Source organism: Larkinella sp. (genome assembly GCF_965227735.1).
GTDB lineage: Bacteria > Bacteroidota > Bacteroidia > Cytophagales > Spirosomataceae > Larkinella.
On the sequence record NZ_OZ245776.1, the window covers coordinates 1725198 to 1741100 of the forward strand.

Here is a 15903-nt window from a genome sequence, read left to right on the forward strand (position 1 = left end):
TTTATTGCGCTATTTACCGGTTTATAATGAGTTTGTTAACCACATTAGTACAAAAGTAAATTAAAATCTGTCAACCGCAAAGCGGGGGTTGGTTTTAGAAATTACCGCCGGAAATTAGGAGCAGGCAGCGAGAAGGCTATTTTTGCAGATACATTCCGGTTCGGTTATCTGCTGCAACAAGGCCCTTCTGCCACCGAAATCCGAATGATCAACGATTCTCATTCCATGGCTAACATTCAGAAATTACTCGTCGCCAACCGCGGTGAAATTGCCCTGCGAATCATGCGAACCGCCCGCGAAATGGGCATTCGCACCGTAGCCATCTATAGCGAAGCCGACCGCCAGTCGCTCCACGTCCGGTATGCCGACGAAGCCGTGTGCGTGGGGCCGCCCCCCTCTTCCGAATCCTATTTGCGGGCCGATGCCATCATTGAAGCCTGTCGGCAAACCGGTGCGGATGCCATTCACCCGGGCTACGGTTTTTTGTCGGAAAACGCCGGTTTTGCGCGCGCCGTCCGCAACGCCGGGCTGATCTTTGTCGGGCCGTCGCCGGAATCCATCGAAGTGATGGGCAGTAAGCTGGCGGCCAAAGCGGCCGTTGCGTCCTATAATATCCCGATGGTTCCCGGCACGCCCGAAGCCATCACGGATCGAGACGACGCCCGGAAGACGGCCGCCCGGATCGGCTACCCGATTCTGATCAAAGCCAGTGCGGGCGGAGGAGGCAAAGGAATGCGGATTGTGGAAAACGACGCGGAGTTTGACGAAGGCATGAACCGGGCCGTCAGCGAGGCCACGTCGGCCTTCGGCGACGGGTCGGTTTTTATCGAAAAATACGTTACCTCGCCCCGGCACGTGGAAATTCAGGTGCTGGGCGATCAGCACGGCAACATCATTCACCTTTTCGAGCGCGAGTGTTCGGTTCAGCGCCGTCACCAGAAGGTGGTGGAAGAAGCACCATCGTCGGTGTTGACACCGGAAATTCGGGCCGAGATGGGGCGCTGTGCGGTCGAAGTGGCGCGGGCCTGTGGCTATTACGGAGCCGGAACGGTGGAGTTTATCGTCGACGACCAACTGAATTTCTATTTTCTGGAAATGAACACCCGGCTTCAGGTCGAACACCCGGTGACGGAACAGATTACGGGCATCGATCTGGTAAAACAGATGATTTACATTGCCGAAGGGAAACCGCTGGAAATCAAACAGGAAGATTTGAAAATCAATGGTCACGCCATCGAAATCCGGGTGTATGCCGAAGATCCGGCCAACAACTTCCTGCCCGACGTCGGAACGCTGGAAACCTATGTGCGCCCCCAGGGCAACGGTGTTCGGGTCGACGACGGTTTTGAACAGGGCATGGCCATTCCGATTTATTACGATCCCATGATTGCCAAACTGGTGACAACGGGAGCCACCCGCGCCGAAGCCATCGAGAAGATGATCCGCGCCATCGATGAATACCGCATTACGGGTGTGCAAACGACGCTGCCGTTCTGCCGGTTTGTGATGCAGCACGACGCCTTTCGCTCGGGGCAGTTCGACACCCATTTCGTCAACCATTATTTTACACCCGATAAACTGACGCCTGAAACCAGCCTGGAAGAAGCCCAACTGGCGGGGGTTTTGGCGGCCTGGCTGTTTCAAAACCGCCAGCAGAAAACCGCCCCGGAGGTCGTTGTCACCGAGCCGAAAAGAAGTAAGTGGAAGGAACGACGGCTGGGTTGACCAGACTTTGGAAATTTCAACTGTAAAATGATGAATGTTAAATGTAAAAGTGTAGAGCGCTTAGCTATTTTTACATTTAACATTCATCATTTTACAGTTGAAATTCTTTTTATTTCCGCTTCTGTTTCTAAAAAAACCAAACAATCGCCGAACGGGAAACGAAGTAATTACAACGGTTGTGTAACTTAGCGCAGAAAACTAATTCTTTTTCCAATAAACCCTATGAAAAACCTTTTGGTATTTTGCAGTGCAGTGCTTCTGCTGGGAGCCTGTTCAAAATCATCCATGACCGCGTCCAAATCAGCCTCATCGCCGAAAGCCGACAAAGGCTGGGTCAGACTTTTCGATGGAAAAACGTTCGACGGCTGGAAAGTGGGCAAAAATGCCGACTCCTTTAAAATCGAGGATGGAGCCATTGCGGTCAATGGTCCCGTTGGACACCTTTTCTACATGGGACCGGTGAACGACCACAACTTCAAAAACTTCCAGTTCAAGGCGAAGGTGATGACCCTGCCCGGTTCCAATTCCGGGATGTATTTCCATACGCAGTATCAGGAAGAAAGCTGGCCTAAAAAAGGCTTCGAAGTGCAGGTAAACAATTCGCACACCGACTGGCGCCGGACCGCCAGCCTGTATGCCATTCAGGATGTAAAAGAGACGTATGTCAAAGACAATGAGTGGTATACCGAAGAAATCATGGTTCAGGGTAAGAAAGTAACCATCAAAATTAACGATAAGGTGGTTAACGAATACACCGAACCGGAAGGCGTCGACCGTCCCAAAGACATGGCCGAGCGCAAAATCGGCAGCGGCACCTTCGCCCTGCAGGCCCACGACCCCAAGAGCAAAGTCTATTACAAGGACATTATGGTGAAAGTGTTGCCGGATTAAGTATAGACAAGAGAGTAGAGAGTAGAGATAAGAAGTGTAGATTCCTGTTTTTTGTCTTTCTTCTCCTGTCTCTACTCTCTTGTCTTTTTCAAAACATCTTCCGCGCTTCCGGGTTTCTTAGGTATCAAATAACGAGAAACACCATGCATCATTTTGAAACCCTGACGGAAGCGATGGAAAGTCTGCGCGAGCGCGGCTACACGCACGATTTCGAGCCAAAACGCGATTATCTGGAAGAAAGTGGTTCTGGCTTGAAAATAAAAAGCGACGAAATTACCGTCGATGAATTTCACCGTTTTGAAGGCACCTCCGACCCGGGCGATGAAATGACCCTGTACGCCATTTCGACGACCAACGGGATGAAAGGCGTTTTTGTGTCGCCACAAGGCACTTATTCCAATGAAGTGACGCCCGAGTTGATGCAAAAATTTTCGCTCGCCGAGCGGCCGGAAACCAATCTGGAGGGTTCGGTGAAGCCCATTCATGGCGTCGGACTCGGGTCCAACGGGCAGTAAACAGGAAGCCGTTTACACGATATACTTGCAATCGCCCCCCCGCGCAACGTATATTTGCTGACGACCCGGTGGCAATTATCGATTTTTTTTAAAAATTGAGGACAATCGCAACCGGCTCATCGTCAACTGCTAACTGTTTTTTGCTAATTTTGCGCTCTTTTGAGAGATGCTCTTTTCTTGACCGTATGAAGCTGTCCGAATTTAGGTTTGACTTACCCCAAAGTCTTGTTGCCTTGTATCCGCCCGAACGTGGGGAAGCGCGGCTGATGGTTGTTGACCGTAAAACGAAAACCATTGAACACAAACAGTTCTCCGATATCCTGTCGTATTTTGGTGACGGAGACGTGATGGTGATCAACAACACCAAGGTGTTCCCCGCACGGCTTTACGGTAATAAAGAAAAAACCGGTGCTAAAATTGAAGTTTTTCTGCTGCGCGAACTGAACCGTGAAATGCGGTTGTGGGACGTTCTGGTCGATCCGGCCCGGAAAATCCGGGTAGGAAATAAATTATATTTCGGTGATAGTGACCTGGTTGCGGAAGTAATCGACAACACGACCTCCCGCGGCCGAACCATCCGGTTTTTGTTTGAAGGCTCGCACGAAGAATTCATGAAAGCCATCGACGAACTGGGCGAAACACCCTTGCCCCGCGAAATCAAACGCAAAACCGAAGACTCCGACCGCGACCGCTACCAGACCATCTTCGCCCAGCACGTGGGCGCCGTGGCCGCTCCAACGGCCGGTTTGCACTTCACGAAAACCATCATGAAACGGATGGAAATCAAAGGCATCCACTTCGCACCGATTACGCTGCACGTGGGCCTGGGAACCTTCCGGACGGTCGATGTGGAAGATCTGACGAAACACAAAACCGACTCCGAAAACTACGCGATTACGGATTCGGCCGCGAGCATTGTCAACACGGCACTAGACAACAACCGGCGCGTCTGCGCCGTCGGAACTACCTCGCTGAAAGCTATCGAATCGTCGGTATCGGCTAATGGTCGGCTGAAATCGGTCGAAGGCTGGACAGATCGGTTCATTTTTCCGCCGTACGATTTTAAAATTGCCAATTCCCTGCTGACTAATTTTCATCTGCCGGAATCCATTCTGATCATGATGACCAGCGCTTTTGGCGGGTATGATCTGATTAAACAAGCCTACGAAGTTGCCATTCAGGAGAAATACAAATTCTTCAGTTATGGCGACGCGATGTTGATTCTTTGATAGACAAGAGACGTGAGACAAGAGAGTAAAGACTTCAAAAATAGGTCTTTATTCTCTTGTCTTTTCTCTTTCATCTCGTTCTATGCGTAACCTTTACGTCATTATTGTCGCCGGGGGGAGTGGTAGCCGGATGGGTGTGAATACGCCGAAGCAGTTTCTGTCGATTGGCGGTTTGCCCATTCTGATGCACACCATCCGGCGGTTTCGATTCTATTCATCAGATTTACAAATTCTGGTGGTATTGCCGACGGAACAGATTCCGGTTTGGGAAGCCCTCTGCCGGCAGTATCAATTTGACGAACCGGTTTTGGTCATCCCGGGCGGAAAGACGCGGTTTCAGTCGGTTCGGAACGGGCTGGAATCGATTCGGGCAGCCGACGGTCTGGTGGCCGTTCATGACGGCGTTCGTCCTTTTGTGACGGCTGAACTGATCCGTTCCGGTTTCGAAACCGCCGAACGAAGCGGAAGCGCCGTTGCTTGTGTTCCGATGAAAGACTCGGTTCGGCTGGTTCTGCCCGATGGCGGCAGTCAGGCCGTCGACCGGACGAGTTACCGGCTGATCCAGACGCCCCAAACGTTTCAACTGGCCCTTTTCAGAGACGCTTTCCGGACTCCGGAACAGCCTTTTTTCACCGATTGCGCCAGTGTGGTGGAATATGCCGGACACCCGATTACGCTCATCGACGGGTCTTACGACAACATCAAGATCACAACACCCGAAGATTTGGAGATTTCAGAACTGAAAATACGCTCAATTGAGTAGAGAGTAAAGACACTCTTTTCCGGTTTCTCTACTCTCTTGTCTTTACTCTCTTGTCTTTCTTGTTACAACCATGCGCCGACTCCCACCCGATCACTACATTGCCGGCATCCGCGCTGGCGACCGACTGGTTCTCAGCCGAGCGATTACGCTGGTGGAGAGTCAGTTGGAAAGCGATCAGGCTTTGGCATTGGCGGTTTTGGAGCAGGTGTTGCCGCAAACGGGACAGTCGGTTCGGATCGGGATTACGGGCGTTCCGGGCGTCGGCAAAAGTACGTTCATTGAAGCCTTCGGCAAGCACCTCACGGAATCCGGCAAGAGAGTAGCGGTTTTGGCCATCGATCCAACCAGTCAGCGGTCGCACGGCAGCATTCTGGGCGACAAAACCCGCATGGAAACGCTCTCGATGGACCCACGGGCCTACATTCGTCCGACGCCTTCGGGCGGTTCGCTGGGCGGTGTGGCCAACAAAACCCGCGAAACGATGCTGCTCTGCGAAGCCGCTGGCTTTGAGGTGATTCTGATTGAAACCGTGGGCGTGGGGCAATCTGAGACGCTGGTACACGGCATGGTCGATTTCTTCCTGCTGCTCATGCTGGCCGGTGCGGGCGACGAACTCCAGGGCATGAAACGCGGCATCATGGAACTCGCCGACGCCATTGCCATCACCAAAGCCGACGGCGACAACGCAGCCGCAGCCGAACGCGCCCGACTCGACTACCAGAACGCGCTCCATCTCTTCCCGCCTGCTTCCAGCAGTTGGACGCCACCGGTTTTGACCTGCTCGGCGCTGCAAAATCAGGGCATTGCCGGCCTCTGGGCTATCATCACCGATCATCAAACGAAGCTCACCCAAAGCGGCCACCGCGACCGAAACCGGCAGCAACAAAACCTCGACTGGCTGCACAGCACCATACGCCAGCAGTTGGAAGCCCGGTTTTACAACCAGCCGGGCTTGCCTGAACGACTGGCCGACGTAGAAGAAGCCATTCGGAAAGGGGCGGTTTTGCCACTGCAAGGCGCCCGGCGGCTGCTGGATTTCGCCCCTCAATCCCCTGAAGGGGACTTTTAGCATCTGGTTTAGGCTGTGTCCAAGCCCCCTTCAGGGGATTGAGGGGCAAAAAGGCCTATTACGCGTTCGATTTCCCTCCAAACGTCAGCTTCAAGCCAAAGTCTTTGCCTTTGGAGACATCCGTCAGCGTGATTCGGTTTCCGGCATTATTCCAGCTTTGCTGAGTTGGACCACCATATTTTTGGGTGAAATAGGCTGTCAACTCCTTCAGATGTGTATCGACGGAAGCCCGGTTATTGAGATAAATATCGACATCGATACGGATGACTTTTTGGTCTTTATCCAGAAAATACTGAATATCCGTCGATTCCAGATTCGGGTAGTCGAGGGTGTAGCCAACGTGGGCGGCATCTTCTTCAAAAGGCTCCAGTGTTTCCTTTTCCTTCACCACGGACACGGCATCGCCCAGGTTGACGCCCCGGAACAGCCCGTCTTCCGGCCCCACCAGCTTTTCCAGCCAGTCGCTCACCGGCACTTCCAGTTGCGAATCGGCCCGGTTCGGGAGAATTTCGGAGGTATCGACCGGGGTGGTTGCCTCCGACGTTTGTTGTTTACTCTGGCAGGCGTTTAAAGAAAGCACTGTCGCCAACAGCGCACTGTAGATAAACGTTTTTTTCATAGAATTCAGGTTGTGATTCGGTTTACGGTTTTCCGTTTACGGTATTCGGTGTGGTATCGGAGCCAACTTATTTGTATCAGCACGCGTCAGCTACCGAATACCGTAAACGGAAAACCGAATCCATTCGTTACGATGACGCTCCGCGTGAACGACCACCGCCGAAAAAGCCGCTGCGGCCACCGGATGGGCGGCTGATTCGCGAGCTGGTCACGGTGCTGCCGACGCGGTTGGCGCGTTCGTAGGTCTGCGGACTGTTGTAGACGCCGGAGCGGTATTGTTGCTCATTGGAAAACCGGGGCGTGGTCGAACGGCCAAGCATGTAGCCCAGACTGCCCCAGAGCAATACGCTGGACAAACCGCTGCCGTGGTGATAGCTCGATGGGTTGTTAAAATACCGGCTCGTCGACGAATCGGACTGAACCAGTCGTTTGGCGGCCTGAACGCTCAGGGTGTCGCGGTGACCGTCGGCATAGTTGACAATGGCACCGGCCTGTTTCGGATCGACCTGAACCTCATCCGTAATTTTGAAATTGCCCGGACTGGTTTCGGTGATATACGTCCGAACACCTTTTCCGAACTGGTCCGAAGACTCTGTCCGGTCGGATTGTTCCGTTTCCGAGTCATTGGAACCCCCACAACTTTGCAAAAGCACCGTGCCGTTCAGCAATGCAATGCTCAGAGTGGTGCTGAGGGTGATGTCTTTCACCCGGCGTAAAATGCTGTGTTTTCGTAGTGGTGTCATGATCTGGAAAGCGCTATCGTATAGACGAAACTACGGAGAAGACCGGGTGGTTGCAAGAAGTTACCGGATGAAAGGAAAAAAGATCGTAAGAGCCTCCTTTTCTGAATTATGAACAGAAGTCGGCCCATCGGCGCATAAATTTGATGGGAGTTGCCGTATTTTTGTGAATCATGCCTGACCGCAACGCCCTGATCGAACACCTACTCCACCGGATTTCGGCCCTTCAGTCGGAAAATAGTCCATTTTTTCCACCGGGACTTCTGCCTTCCTACCGGCGAAATCCGCTGCTGATGGGCTACAACCGCCCGGATACCAACGTGTTTTTTACGGCCATTACGGTTTTTACCCTGCAACAGATCCGGCCAAAGCTGGCACCGGTTTTACAGGCAAAAGTGGACGGCATCGTTCAGGAAGCCATTCAGCACTACCCTGATTTTCAGAACAAAGACGGTTTAAAAACCTATAATTTTTACAAAACACCCCAACGGGGAAAACCGTCGGGGCACTTTCCCAACGGTCACCTGCTCCACCGCATCGACCACTTCCGGCTGCCCGACGATGCCGACGATACGGCGATGGTGTATCTGACCAGCAACCCCTCGCGTGAGGATCTCCTCTGGCTAAAACACAAACTGACGCAACACGCCAACCTGGCCACCCGACAGGTGGAAGACACCTACGCCGATTATGTCAACCTGCGGGCCTACTCGACCTGGTTTGGTAAAAACATGCCCGTCGAGTTCGACGCCAGCGTGCTGTGCAACCTTCTTTTCTGCATTTTCAAGTACGAATTACCGCTCAACCAGCACGATGACGACAGCCTGGAGTTCATCCGGTCGGTCATCGAAACGGGGCGGTATCGTCAGGAGCCGTTCCGGTGTTCACATTCGTATCCGCGCGCTACGCTCATTCTGTACCACGTGGCCGGTTTGCTGGCGGCTTTCCGGCCGGAACCGCTGGCGTCGATTCGGGAACGGCTCATTCGGGATGCCTACCAGATGCTCGAAGACGGTTTGCCCCTAATGGATCAGGTTATTGTTTCGACCTCCCTGCTGCAACTGGGCGAAAAACCGCCCCAAATCGACGTTCGGGCCATTCCCGAAACCGACATCCGGGATTATTCCTTTTTCATTGCTGGGATGCTGACGGCTTCCCAAAACCCGCTCCTCAACCGCATGGCGCAATCGCGGCTGGTGCGGATGGACTGGACCTGTGAAGCCCATTCGCTGGCGTTGCTCGTTGAGTATCTGGTGTATTCGGAAAGGCCTGACAACAACCAGCCGGGCATCTGATCAGATGCCCGGCCGGTTGTTGTCAGGCCATCAAAAAAGCCCGATTACCAGCCCGGATTTTGCTTGATGGCCGGGTTCTGGGCCAGGGTGTTCAGCGGTATGGGCCACAAATAATGCTTGGCTTCGTCGAAAACCGGGTTGGCCCAATCCGTCCCCTGATACACATCGATGTAGGTTTTTTTGGAAACCGGATCGACGGCGGTTTTGATGTTGGCCTTCGGATACCGGGCAATCGCGGCAGCATCCCAGCGGATTCCCATGGTTGGAATGAGCAGTTTCTTGCCCTGTTTCCAGCGTTTGAGATCGTTGTAGCGGAAGCCTTCCATGAACAGTTCGATGCGCCGTTCCCGCCGGATTTCGGCAATCAGCGGAGAGATGCCGTCCGCCGTATAACGCGGGTCGACGGGCACCTTGCCCATATCCAGCCGCGCCATACCCACGCGGTCGCGCAATTTGTTGATGCTGAGGTCGAGGTCGGCCTGGGTGATTTTCCCCAGTTCGGCCTGAGCCTCGGCGTAGTTCAGCAAGGCTTCGGCAAAACGCAGAATGATGGCGGGCGACTCGGCGGTATCGAACGCTTTTCCGATCATGTCATCCGCATTATAATGCTTGATGATGTGGTAGCCCGTCGTCGACACATACCCGCCTTCCATACCCTGAATCCGGGGATACGGACGCCCGTCGGCCAAGTGGTATTTGTACTTGACCGCGTCTTCGGGGTGCAAGATGGTCTGGCGCAGGCGCGGGTCCCGGTTTTCGAAAACGTCTTCAATTTTATCGTCGCCTTTGTAGAGCGGTGACAGCGTGATGGGCAATCCATCCGTACAGAGGTAATCTTCGACCAGGCTTTTGGTGGCGCCCCCCGCGTATTCAAAATACGACTGCACGTGGTTGGTAAACACGCCCAACTGGTATTTCCGCCAGTACATCACTTCCGGATTGCCCGCCAGATTCAGTACGCGGTGGTAGGCATTGTAGTCGGTTTGCGGATTCCCCGTGCTATACAGCCGGTACGGGCCTTTGTCCATCAATTCTTTCGACGCACTGGCTGCTTCCTGAAGCCATTTGGTGGGGTCGGTGCCGCCGTGGTATTTGCGCCAGGTGCCTTCGAACAGACAAACCCGCGACTTCACCAGCAACGCACACCAGCGGTTCAGCCGACCCGGCGCGTTGCCGTCGCCCCAGCTATCGGGCAGTTTGGCGGCGGCAAAGTTGAGGTCTTCCAGCACCTTGTTCATCACCTCTTCGCGGGGTGTCCGGGCAGCGTTCAGTTCGGGGGAGTCCACGTTTAGTTCTTTGTCCACAAACGGCGCATCCCCAAATTTCGACACTTTTTCGGCGTAGAACCACCCTCTGAAAAGCCGGGCTTCGGCAATGTAGCGGTCTTTGATCGCCTGAGCAACCGCAGCTTTGTCATAATTGGCCAGACCGACGTTGATGGCCCGCACGAAATTCCAGCCTTTGTAGCCGAACTGCTGGGGGTCGGTCGGAGTGGTATGTTTTCCGGAGCGTACCTGCTGGAAAAGATTGTGCCGGGCATGTCGGGGCGCCATGTTGTCGGCAAATTCATCCTGAAACCAGATGCTCGCCCAGTGGCTGTCGAAGCCGTTGTAATGGCCGTGTAAAATCGGAACGTTGTCGTCGTTCCGCGCCAGGTCATACAGGCTGTTGTTGTAGACCCGCAGGTCATTTTCAGTGTTCCAGAACGTCTGATTTGTAATGCGATCCAGCGGATACCGTTCGAGAAACTCGTCATTGCAACCGCTGAACAGAAAGGCGGCAACCACGAAAAAGCCGGATAAAATGCTATATTTTTTCATATTGATCGTCGTTTATCGGTCATTAAAAGGAAACATTGAGCCCCAGGGTAGAGATGCGCTGCATCGGGTATTCGATGGCGGCCGACTGAATCGTCTCAGGATCGAGCGGTTTCCGCATTTTCGTATATTCCCACAGGTTCATACCCGTTGCAAAAATCTGGGCTCTGCCAACGCCGATTTTCTTCATCAGGCCCTGAGGCAGTTCGTAGCTCAACGTGATGTTTTTCAGACGGATATAGGCCGCACTTTGTAAATACCGCGACTGCACCTGCACGTTCTTTTTGTCATTGGTCGAAATGTGGGCCGCCGGAAAATAGGCATCCCGGTTGTCTTCCGTCCAGGTGTCGGTGATGTAGTATTTCTCAACGTGTCCGGCATTGTAGGGGAAAAACCAGGTCCAGTTGTCAGACGTCGGCCAGTGATCTTTTTTACCAATGCCCTGGAAGAACAGCGTCAGCCGAACACCCTTGTAGCCAATCCCGCCGTTGAGCCCGAACGAATACCGGGGCGTGGTGTTTCCGATCACTTTCCGGTCGCCGGGATCACCGAGCGTGTTCTTCCCGAACGTGATGTTGCCGTCGCCGTTCAGATCCTTATAGCGAATGTCGCCGGGACGCCAGTTGGCCCCGATGTTGGTCTGTTTGGGAGCCTGCGCCACCTCGTCCGTTGTCTGGAAAATACCGGCGGTTTCAAATCCCCAGATCTCGCCCAGCTTCTGACCGACGTAGTAAATGTTGCTGTTGTTGGGCAGGGCACCGGTGGGGTTGTTGAACCGGGTAATCTCCGCCGTCCAGTCCGACAATGCCAGCGTAACATCGTAGCTCCAGTCGCTTTTGAACTTATCCCGCCAGGTCAGCGACAACTCCCAGCCGTTGGTCCGCAGGTCGGCTGCGTTTTCTTTCGGGGCTGCGGTTCCCAGAATCGCCGGGTACGACACGTCCATCAGCATGTCTTTCGTGTCGCGCGTGTATACATCCAGGGACGCATCCAGCCGTCCGCGCAGCATCGTCACATCCAGACCGATGTTTTTGGAGATAACGGTCTCCCACGTGAGCGACGGACTCACCAATCCGGCGGCCGACACGAACGGAATCAGGGCGTTGGTGAACATGTAGGGCGACTGCCCCGTCCCCATCGTGGCCACGTACGGATAGTAGTTGGTGCCCAGCAACTGATTGCCCAGCGTTCCGTACGAAGCGCGCAGTTTCAGGTTGTCGAGCCAGCTTCCGGTTCCGGCCATGAATTTTTCGTTGCTGATCCGCCAGCCGGCCGATACCGAGGGGAAAAAGCCAAACCGGCTGTCTTTCGGAAACCGGGAGGTGCCGTCGTAACGCCCGTTGAATTCGATCAGGTATTTCTCTTTGTAGTTGTAATTGAGCCGGTAAAAAGCGCCCCGCAAGGCTACGTGCGACTTGCTGCCGAATGTCTGCTGCGTTCCCGTCGTCGCATTCAGGTCAATGACCTGGGGCGTAATCAGGGCGCGGGCCTGCGCTCCGGTGTAGCGGTTGATCCCCCGTTCCTGGTTAAAACCGACCATCGTGGTCAGGTTGTGGTTGGTCGGCAACGGGACTTTGTATTCAGCATAGGCGTTGAAGACGTAATACTGGTTGTATTCATTTTCGTTCCGAATCCAGTCGTCACCGCTAAATCCGTTGCTCAGCAGGTTGGCCGCCAGCAGGTTGGCATCTACAATATCGACCTTGCTCTGCACGTCCTGGTAGTTGCGGCTAAAAATGTTGTAGGAAAAATCGGACCGGATTTTGAGGCCGCGCAAAGGCGTCAGGGTGACGCCCTGGGTCAGCCAGAGGTCGTTGTTGGTGAAGGTCGTCCGTCCGCCGTCGAGCAGATACGGAAAGAAGTTGGTGCCTCCGAAGTATTTCCCGATGTAGGGCGCATACTTCTCGCGGTCGCCGGGCGTGATGTAATACTCGAGGTCGGGGAATTGAATGGCCGAAATGGGGTTAACCCGCGCCAGCGAATTGATGTTGACATCCCAGTTGTAGAAGTGCGGTTTGTCACTGTTTTGGGAGTTGAAGATCACTTTGCTGTCCAGTTTCAGCCACTCGTTGACTTCAAAATCCGCCTTCATCAACATGTTGTAGCGTTTGAACTTCTCGTTGTTGTAGCGCAGGTAGCCGTCTTTGGAAAAGTACCCGAGCGACACCAGGTACCGCGCCTTGTCCGTCCCGCCCGAAACCGACAGATCGTGCTGGCTGGTAGGGGCATAATCGGTCATAATGCTGTTCTGGTAGTCGTTGTAGCCGTAAAACCGGAGAACGCCATTGACGACTTTCCACTGGGGTGCCGTGGCCGGATTTTCCGAAAAGGCTTTCGTTCCGGCCACCATGTCGTCATCGTAGGCCGGAACCCCGCTCGAACGAATATTGGCCTGGTTCCGGGCCTGCACAAACTGGTAGGGATCGGTGACGACATCCATGTTAAAAATGGGTTTTGCCAGCGAAAACTGGGTGTTTAGTGAGACATTGATCTTGCCGCTTTTTCCGCTTTTGGTCGTCACCAGCACCACCCCGAAGGCCGCCCGCGCGCCATAAACGGCGGCCGCAGACGCATCTTTCAATACGCTGATGCTTTCGATGTCGTTGGGATTGACCCGGTTTAGATCCATCGGAACGTTGTCGACCAGGATGAGGGGCGCACCGCCGTTGATCGACTCGTAGCCCCGGATGTTAAAGGTGATGGGCTGGGCCGGGTCGCCATTGCGCACCCCGATGTTCAGGTTGGGAATCACGCCCTGCAACCCCTCGCCCACCGACGCAATCGGCCGGTTTTGAAGCCGTTTGCTGTCGGCAATCCCGACAGCTCCGGTCAGGTTCACTTTTTCCTGTGTACCGTAGCCCACGACGACCACTTCCTCCAGGGCTTTGGTATCGACTTCCAGGGCAATGTCGAGGGTCGAGCGCCCTCCCGCGGCAATTTCCTGTTTGAGGTATCCAATGAAACTCACCACCAGGGTTGCGTTGGCACCGGGCAGCTTGAGGGTGTATTTCCCCGCATTGTCCGTTGTGGTGCCTTGCGTCGTGCCTTTGATCACCACACTGACACCCGGCAGGGCTTCCCCGGTTTCAGTCGCCGTGATGCGCCCCGAAATCGTCTGACTTCTGGCTTCGTTTGCCAAACAAGCCAGTCCGAAAATACCGATGAACAGAATCACGCGCCTGGCCTGACTACTCAATTGTAGAAGCTTGTTCATAAAATAAAGAGATTAGAGATGGTAAAGTGAACGAAATAAAAAGCTAAGAGGACTTAAAATGAACCAAAAGAACTGGAATAAACCGCTAAAGAAACTCGTTACTAAAAACAGGATTTTTTACGTAATAAAATAAAACTTACACAATACACTACTTATTTATTTCATATAGTATCAAAGTCAAACCCAATTTAAACCTACTGAGTAGGAGCTATATAAATCCGTCGATGCAAAGATTGCCGCCCTTCCTGCTGCCCGTCCACATTTTTTGAATAATTTGCCAGGTGTTGGCTCTATCCGAAGCGGAATGTCAACACCGGCCCGGCTGGCTTCGTCCGATAAAGACCTGCCGGTTTTCCATTTATTCATTCTACAACCCAGTCCGAATTCTGTATGAAAAAAGTTGTGCGCGTGATGACGAAGTTCCTCCTAATGGGGTGTGTGGCGATTAGTGCCTGTCAGGGACTCGAAGGGCCCGAGGGACCTCAGGGACCACAGGGGGTAGCCGGGGCAACCGGTCCGAAAGGAGATAAGGGTGACACGGGGGCGAAAGGGGCAGACGGCAGTTCGAACGTACAACAGATCAATTATACTGCCCGCAACCATGAAGGAATGACTGATTTACTGTTGCCACTGCCCCAGGCCATCAACCGGGACATTGTCGACCGGAGCGTGTTCTATGTCTACGTCAAACAGTCGGTTCCGAAAGCCAACAATGAAGAAGATTCGTTCTGGTTCTCCATTCCGGGCGAAACCATCAAAGGCAACGCCTACACGCATTTTGTTTTTCCCGGCAATAGCCAGACGCTGGCTGCGGTTTTTCTGCGCCGAACCTCCGACTTTCAGACCGGGAACGAACATTTTGAAGCCATTCGCGTGGTGATTGTGACAGCCGACAAGCAGAGCAACGGACGGAAAGCTGCCATTGACTACAACAATTACGAAGAAGTCCGGAAAGCGTACGATTTGCCGGAGTGAAACACGTTGGGCTTGCCTACTACCTGCCGACGGTAACCCGACCCGGCGGAACTTATCACAAACGCACGTATTGTTGCTCCGTTCAATCCTTCGACTGCGTTACTTCGTAAAATACCTGTGGACGGGCGTGGGCGGTCGTGTAGAGCTTAAAGTACTCGGCAGCTTTAGCCTTGCCATACATTTTAGTGAGCAGACTCTCGATGTCGTAATCGCCCCCTTTGATGACCGGATCCATCACGAAGAAGTAGGAGTAGGTGCCATCGGCTTCGGCCTTAGTCGGATGAAGAATGCGGGTTTGACGAAATACCTTCTGGTCAGCGGGGTTAAGCTTAACCGCACCAGGCCAGAAAATTTCGTGCAGGAAGCGTTCGTACTGGGCGCGCTTGTCTTTTTTAATGGGATCGAGACACACCCACACGGTTTCGCCGGAGCGGGCCATCGGATGGGCAGCGGTTTTGGATTGACCAAAGGCCTGAACGGACAGGGTCAGCAGCAATAGTAGCGTAGCGGTTTTCATAAAAACTGTATGGTTTATCATTTAATACAGTGTATAAACCTCACCGTACATCCGACGCCACTTTCGATGGATTTGCGGGGTCTACCGGTTAATACTGGAAATGATACAAGCATAGCCAGTTACGGCTACAAATGCAAATGAAATGCCAAAAAAAATGCTGTTAATCAGACAGTTGAGCGTACCGAAGACATTGACGATTGTCCGAACTACTTCTTTGCACATGAATACCAGACGAAAGAATGACGCAGGGGCCACCCGATCGATCACCTCTACCCCAGCTCCGCCAGCAAATCATCCGGCAGCAGGGGCAGGTACGGCGTCAGGGGTTCGGTGGAGGTGAAAGCCGACAACCGGAGCAGACGGCTGCCTGCGGCATCATATTGTAACTCAACGTAAAACAGATCCAGGGCGTAGAGGAGGTAGATATTCGTTTCCTCGTAACGATTGGCCAGCACCGAACCCCGGAACCACAATTGTTCCTGCTGGTGTCCGTGGGGGAGTCTCAGAAAATCTTCTAGCTTCATCAAGGTCAATT

General features: G+C 53.4%; 14 protein-coding genes. 8 read left to right on the forward strand and 6 right to left on the reverse strand.

The features are described 5' to 3' along the window. Positions 1-225 precede the first annotated feature (225 nt). From accC to meaB, 6 genes are all read left to right on the forward strand, one after another. On the forward strand, positions 226-1725 hold the full coding sequence (gene accC, locus ACO064_RS06635) for an acetyl-CoA carboxylase biotin carboxylase subunit (protein WP_421826606.1): 1500 nt from the start codon (positions 226-228) through the stop codon (positions 1723-1725). 222 nt (positions 1726-1947) lie between these two features. Further along, positions 1948-2616 (forward strand): 3-keto-disaccharide hydrolase, encoded by a 669-nt coding sequence (locus ACO064_RS06640; protein WP_421826607.1) that lies wholly within the window; start codon positions 1948-1950, stop codon positions 2614-2616. 143 nt (positions 2617-2759) lie between these two features. Continuing rightward, on the forward strand, positions 2760-3131 hold the full coding sequence (locus ACO064_RS06645) for a hypothetical protein (protein WP_421826608.1): 372 nt from the start codon (positions 2760-2762) through the stop codon (positions 3129-3131). 185 nt (positions 3132-3316) lie between these two features. Beyond that, the gene (gene queA, locus ACO064_RS06650; RefSeq protein ID WP_421826609.1) at positions 3317-4360 is read left to right on the forward strand and encodes a tRNA preQ1(34) S-adenosylmethionine ribosyltransferase-isomerase QueA; all 1044 of its coding nucleotides are present in this window, start codon (positions 3317-3319) and stop codon (positions 4358-4360) included. A gap of 82 nt (positions 4361-4442) precedes the next feature. Continuing rightward, a complete protein-coding gene (locus tag ACO064_RS06655; RefSeq protein WP_421826610.1) occupies positions 4443-5123 on the forward strand; it encodes a 2-C-methyl-D-erythritol 4-phosphate cytidylyltransferase in 681 nt (226 codons plus the stop codon). Positions 5124-5193: 70 nt separating this feature from the next. Continuing rightward, positions 5194-6192, forward strand: coding sequence for a methylmalonyl Co-A mutase-associated GTPase MeaB (gene meaB, locus ACO064_RS06660; RefSeq protein ID WP_421826611.1), 999 nt, complete (start codon positions 5194-5196; stop codon positions 6190-6192). Between the two features lie 58 nt (positions 6193-6250). On the opposite strand, the gene ACO064_RS06665 is transcribed toward meaB, so the two are convergent. Together ACO064_RS06665 and ACO064_RS06670 are read right to left on the reverse strand one after the other, a co-directional pair. Further along, positions 6251-6811, reverse strand: a complete 561-nt coding sequence (locus ACO064_RS06665; protein ID WP_421826612.1) for a hypothetical protein — start codon at positions 6809-6811, stop codon at positions 6251-6253. Between the two features lie 127 nt (positions 6812-6938). Continuing rightward, a complete protein-coding gene (locus ACO064_RS06670; RefSeq protein WP_421826613.1) occupies positions 6939-7553 on the reverse strand; it encodes a hypothetical protein in 615 nt (204 codons plus the stop codon). A gap of 170 nt (positions 7554-7723) precedes the next feature. Between ACO064_RS06670 and ACO064_RS06675 the strand changes: the two genes are divergently transcribed. Further along, positions 7724-8845 (forward strand): hypothetical protein, encoded by a 1122-nt coding sequence (locus ACO064_RS06675; protein WP_421826614.1) that lies wholly within the window; start codon positions 7724-7726, stop codon positions 8843-8845. A 44-nt stretch (positions 8846-8889) separates the two neighbouring features. Here ACO064_RS06675 and ACO064_RS06680 read toward each other — a convergent pair whose 3' ends face one another. Both ACO064_RS06680 and ACO064_RS06685 read right to left on the reverse strand, forming a co-directional pair. Then, positions 8890-10665, reverse strand: a complete 1776-nt coding sequence (locus tag ACO064_RS06680; protein ID WP_421826615.1) for a RagB/SusD family nutrient uptake outer membrane protein — start codon at positions 10663-10665, stop codon at positions 8890-8892. A 22-nt stretch (positions 10666-10687) separates the two neighbouring features. Next, a complete protein-coding gene (locus tag ACO064_RS06685; protein WP_421826616.1) occupies positions 10688-13876 on the reverse strand; it encodes a SusC/RagA family TonB-linked outer membrane protein in 3189 nt (1062 codons plus the stop codon). Positions 13877-14266: 390 nt separating this feature from the next. On the opposite strand from ACO064_RS06685, the gene ACO064_RS06690 reads away from it, so the two are divergent. Continuing rightward, the gene (locus ACO064_RS06690) at positions 14267-14851 is read left to right on the forward strand and encodes a collagen-like triple helix repeat-containing protein (protein WP_421826617.1); all 585 of its coding nucleotides are present in this window, start codon (positions 14267-14269) and stop codon (positions 14849-14851) included. A gap of 82 nt (positions 14852-14933) precedes the next feature. Here the strand turns inward: ACO064_RS06690 and ACO064_RS06695 are convergent, their stop codons facing one another. Beyond that, entirely contained in the window at positions 14934-15368 is a 435-nt protein-coding gene (locus tag ACO064_RS06695) for a hypothetical protein (protein WP_421826618.1), read from the reverse strand. Positions 15369-15637: 269 nt separating this feature from the next. Then, positions 15638-15892: a hypothetical protein gene (locus ACO064_RS06700; RefSeq protein WP_114410123.1), complete on the reverse strand. Its 255-nt coding sequence runs from the start codon at positions 15890-15892 to the stop codon at positions 15638-15640. Between the last annotated feature and the right edge of the window lie 11 nt (positions 15893-15903).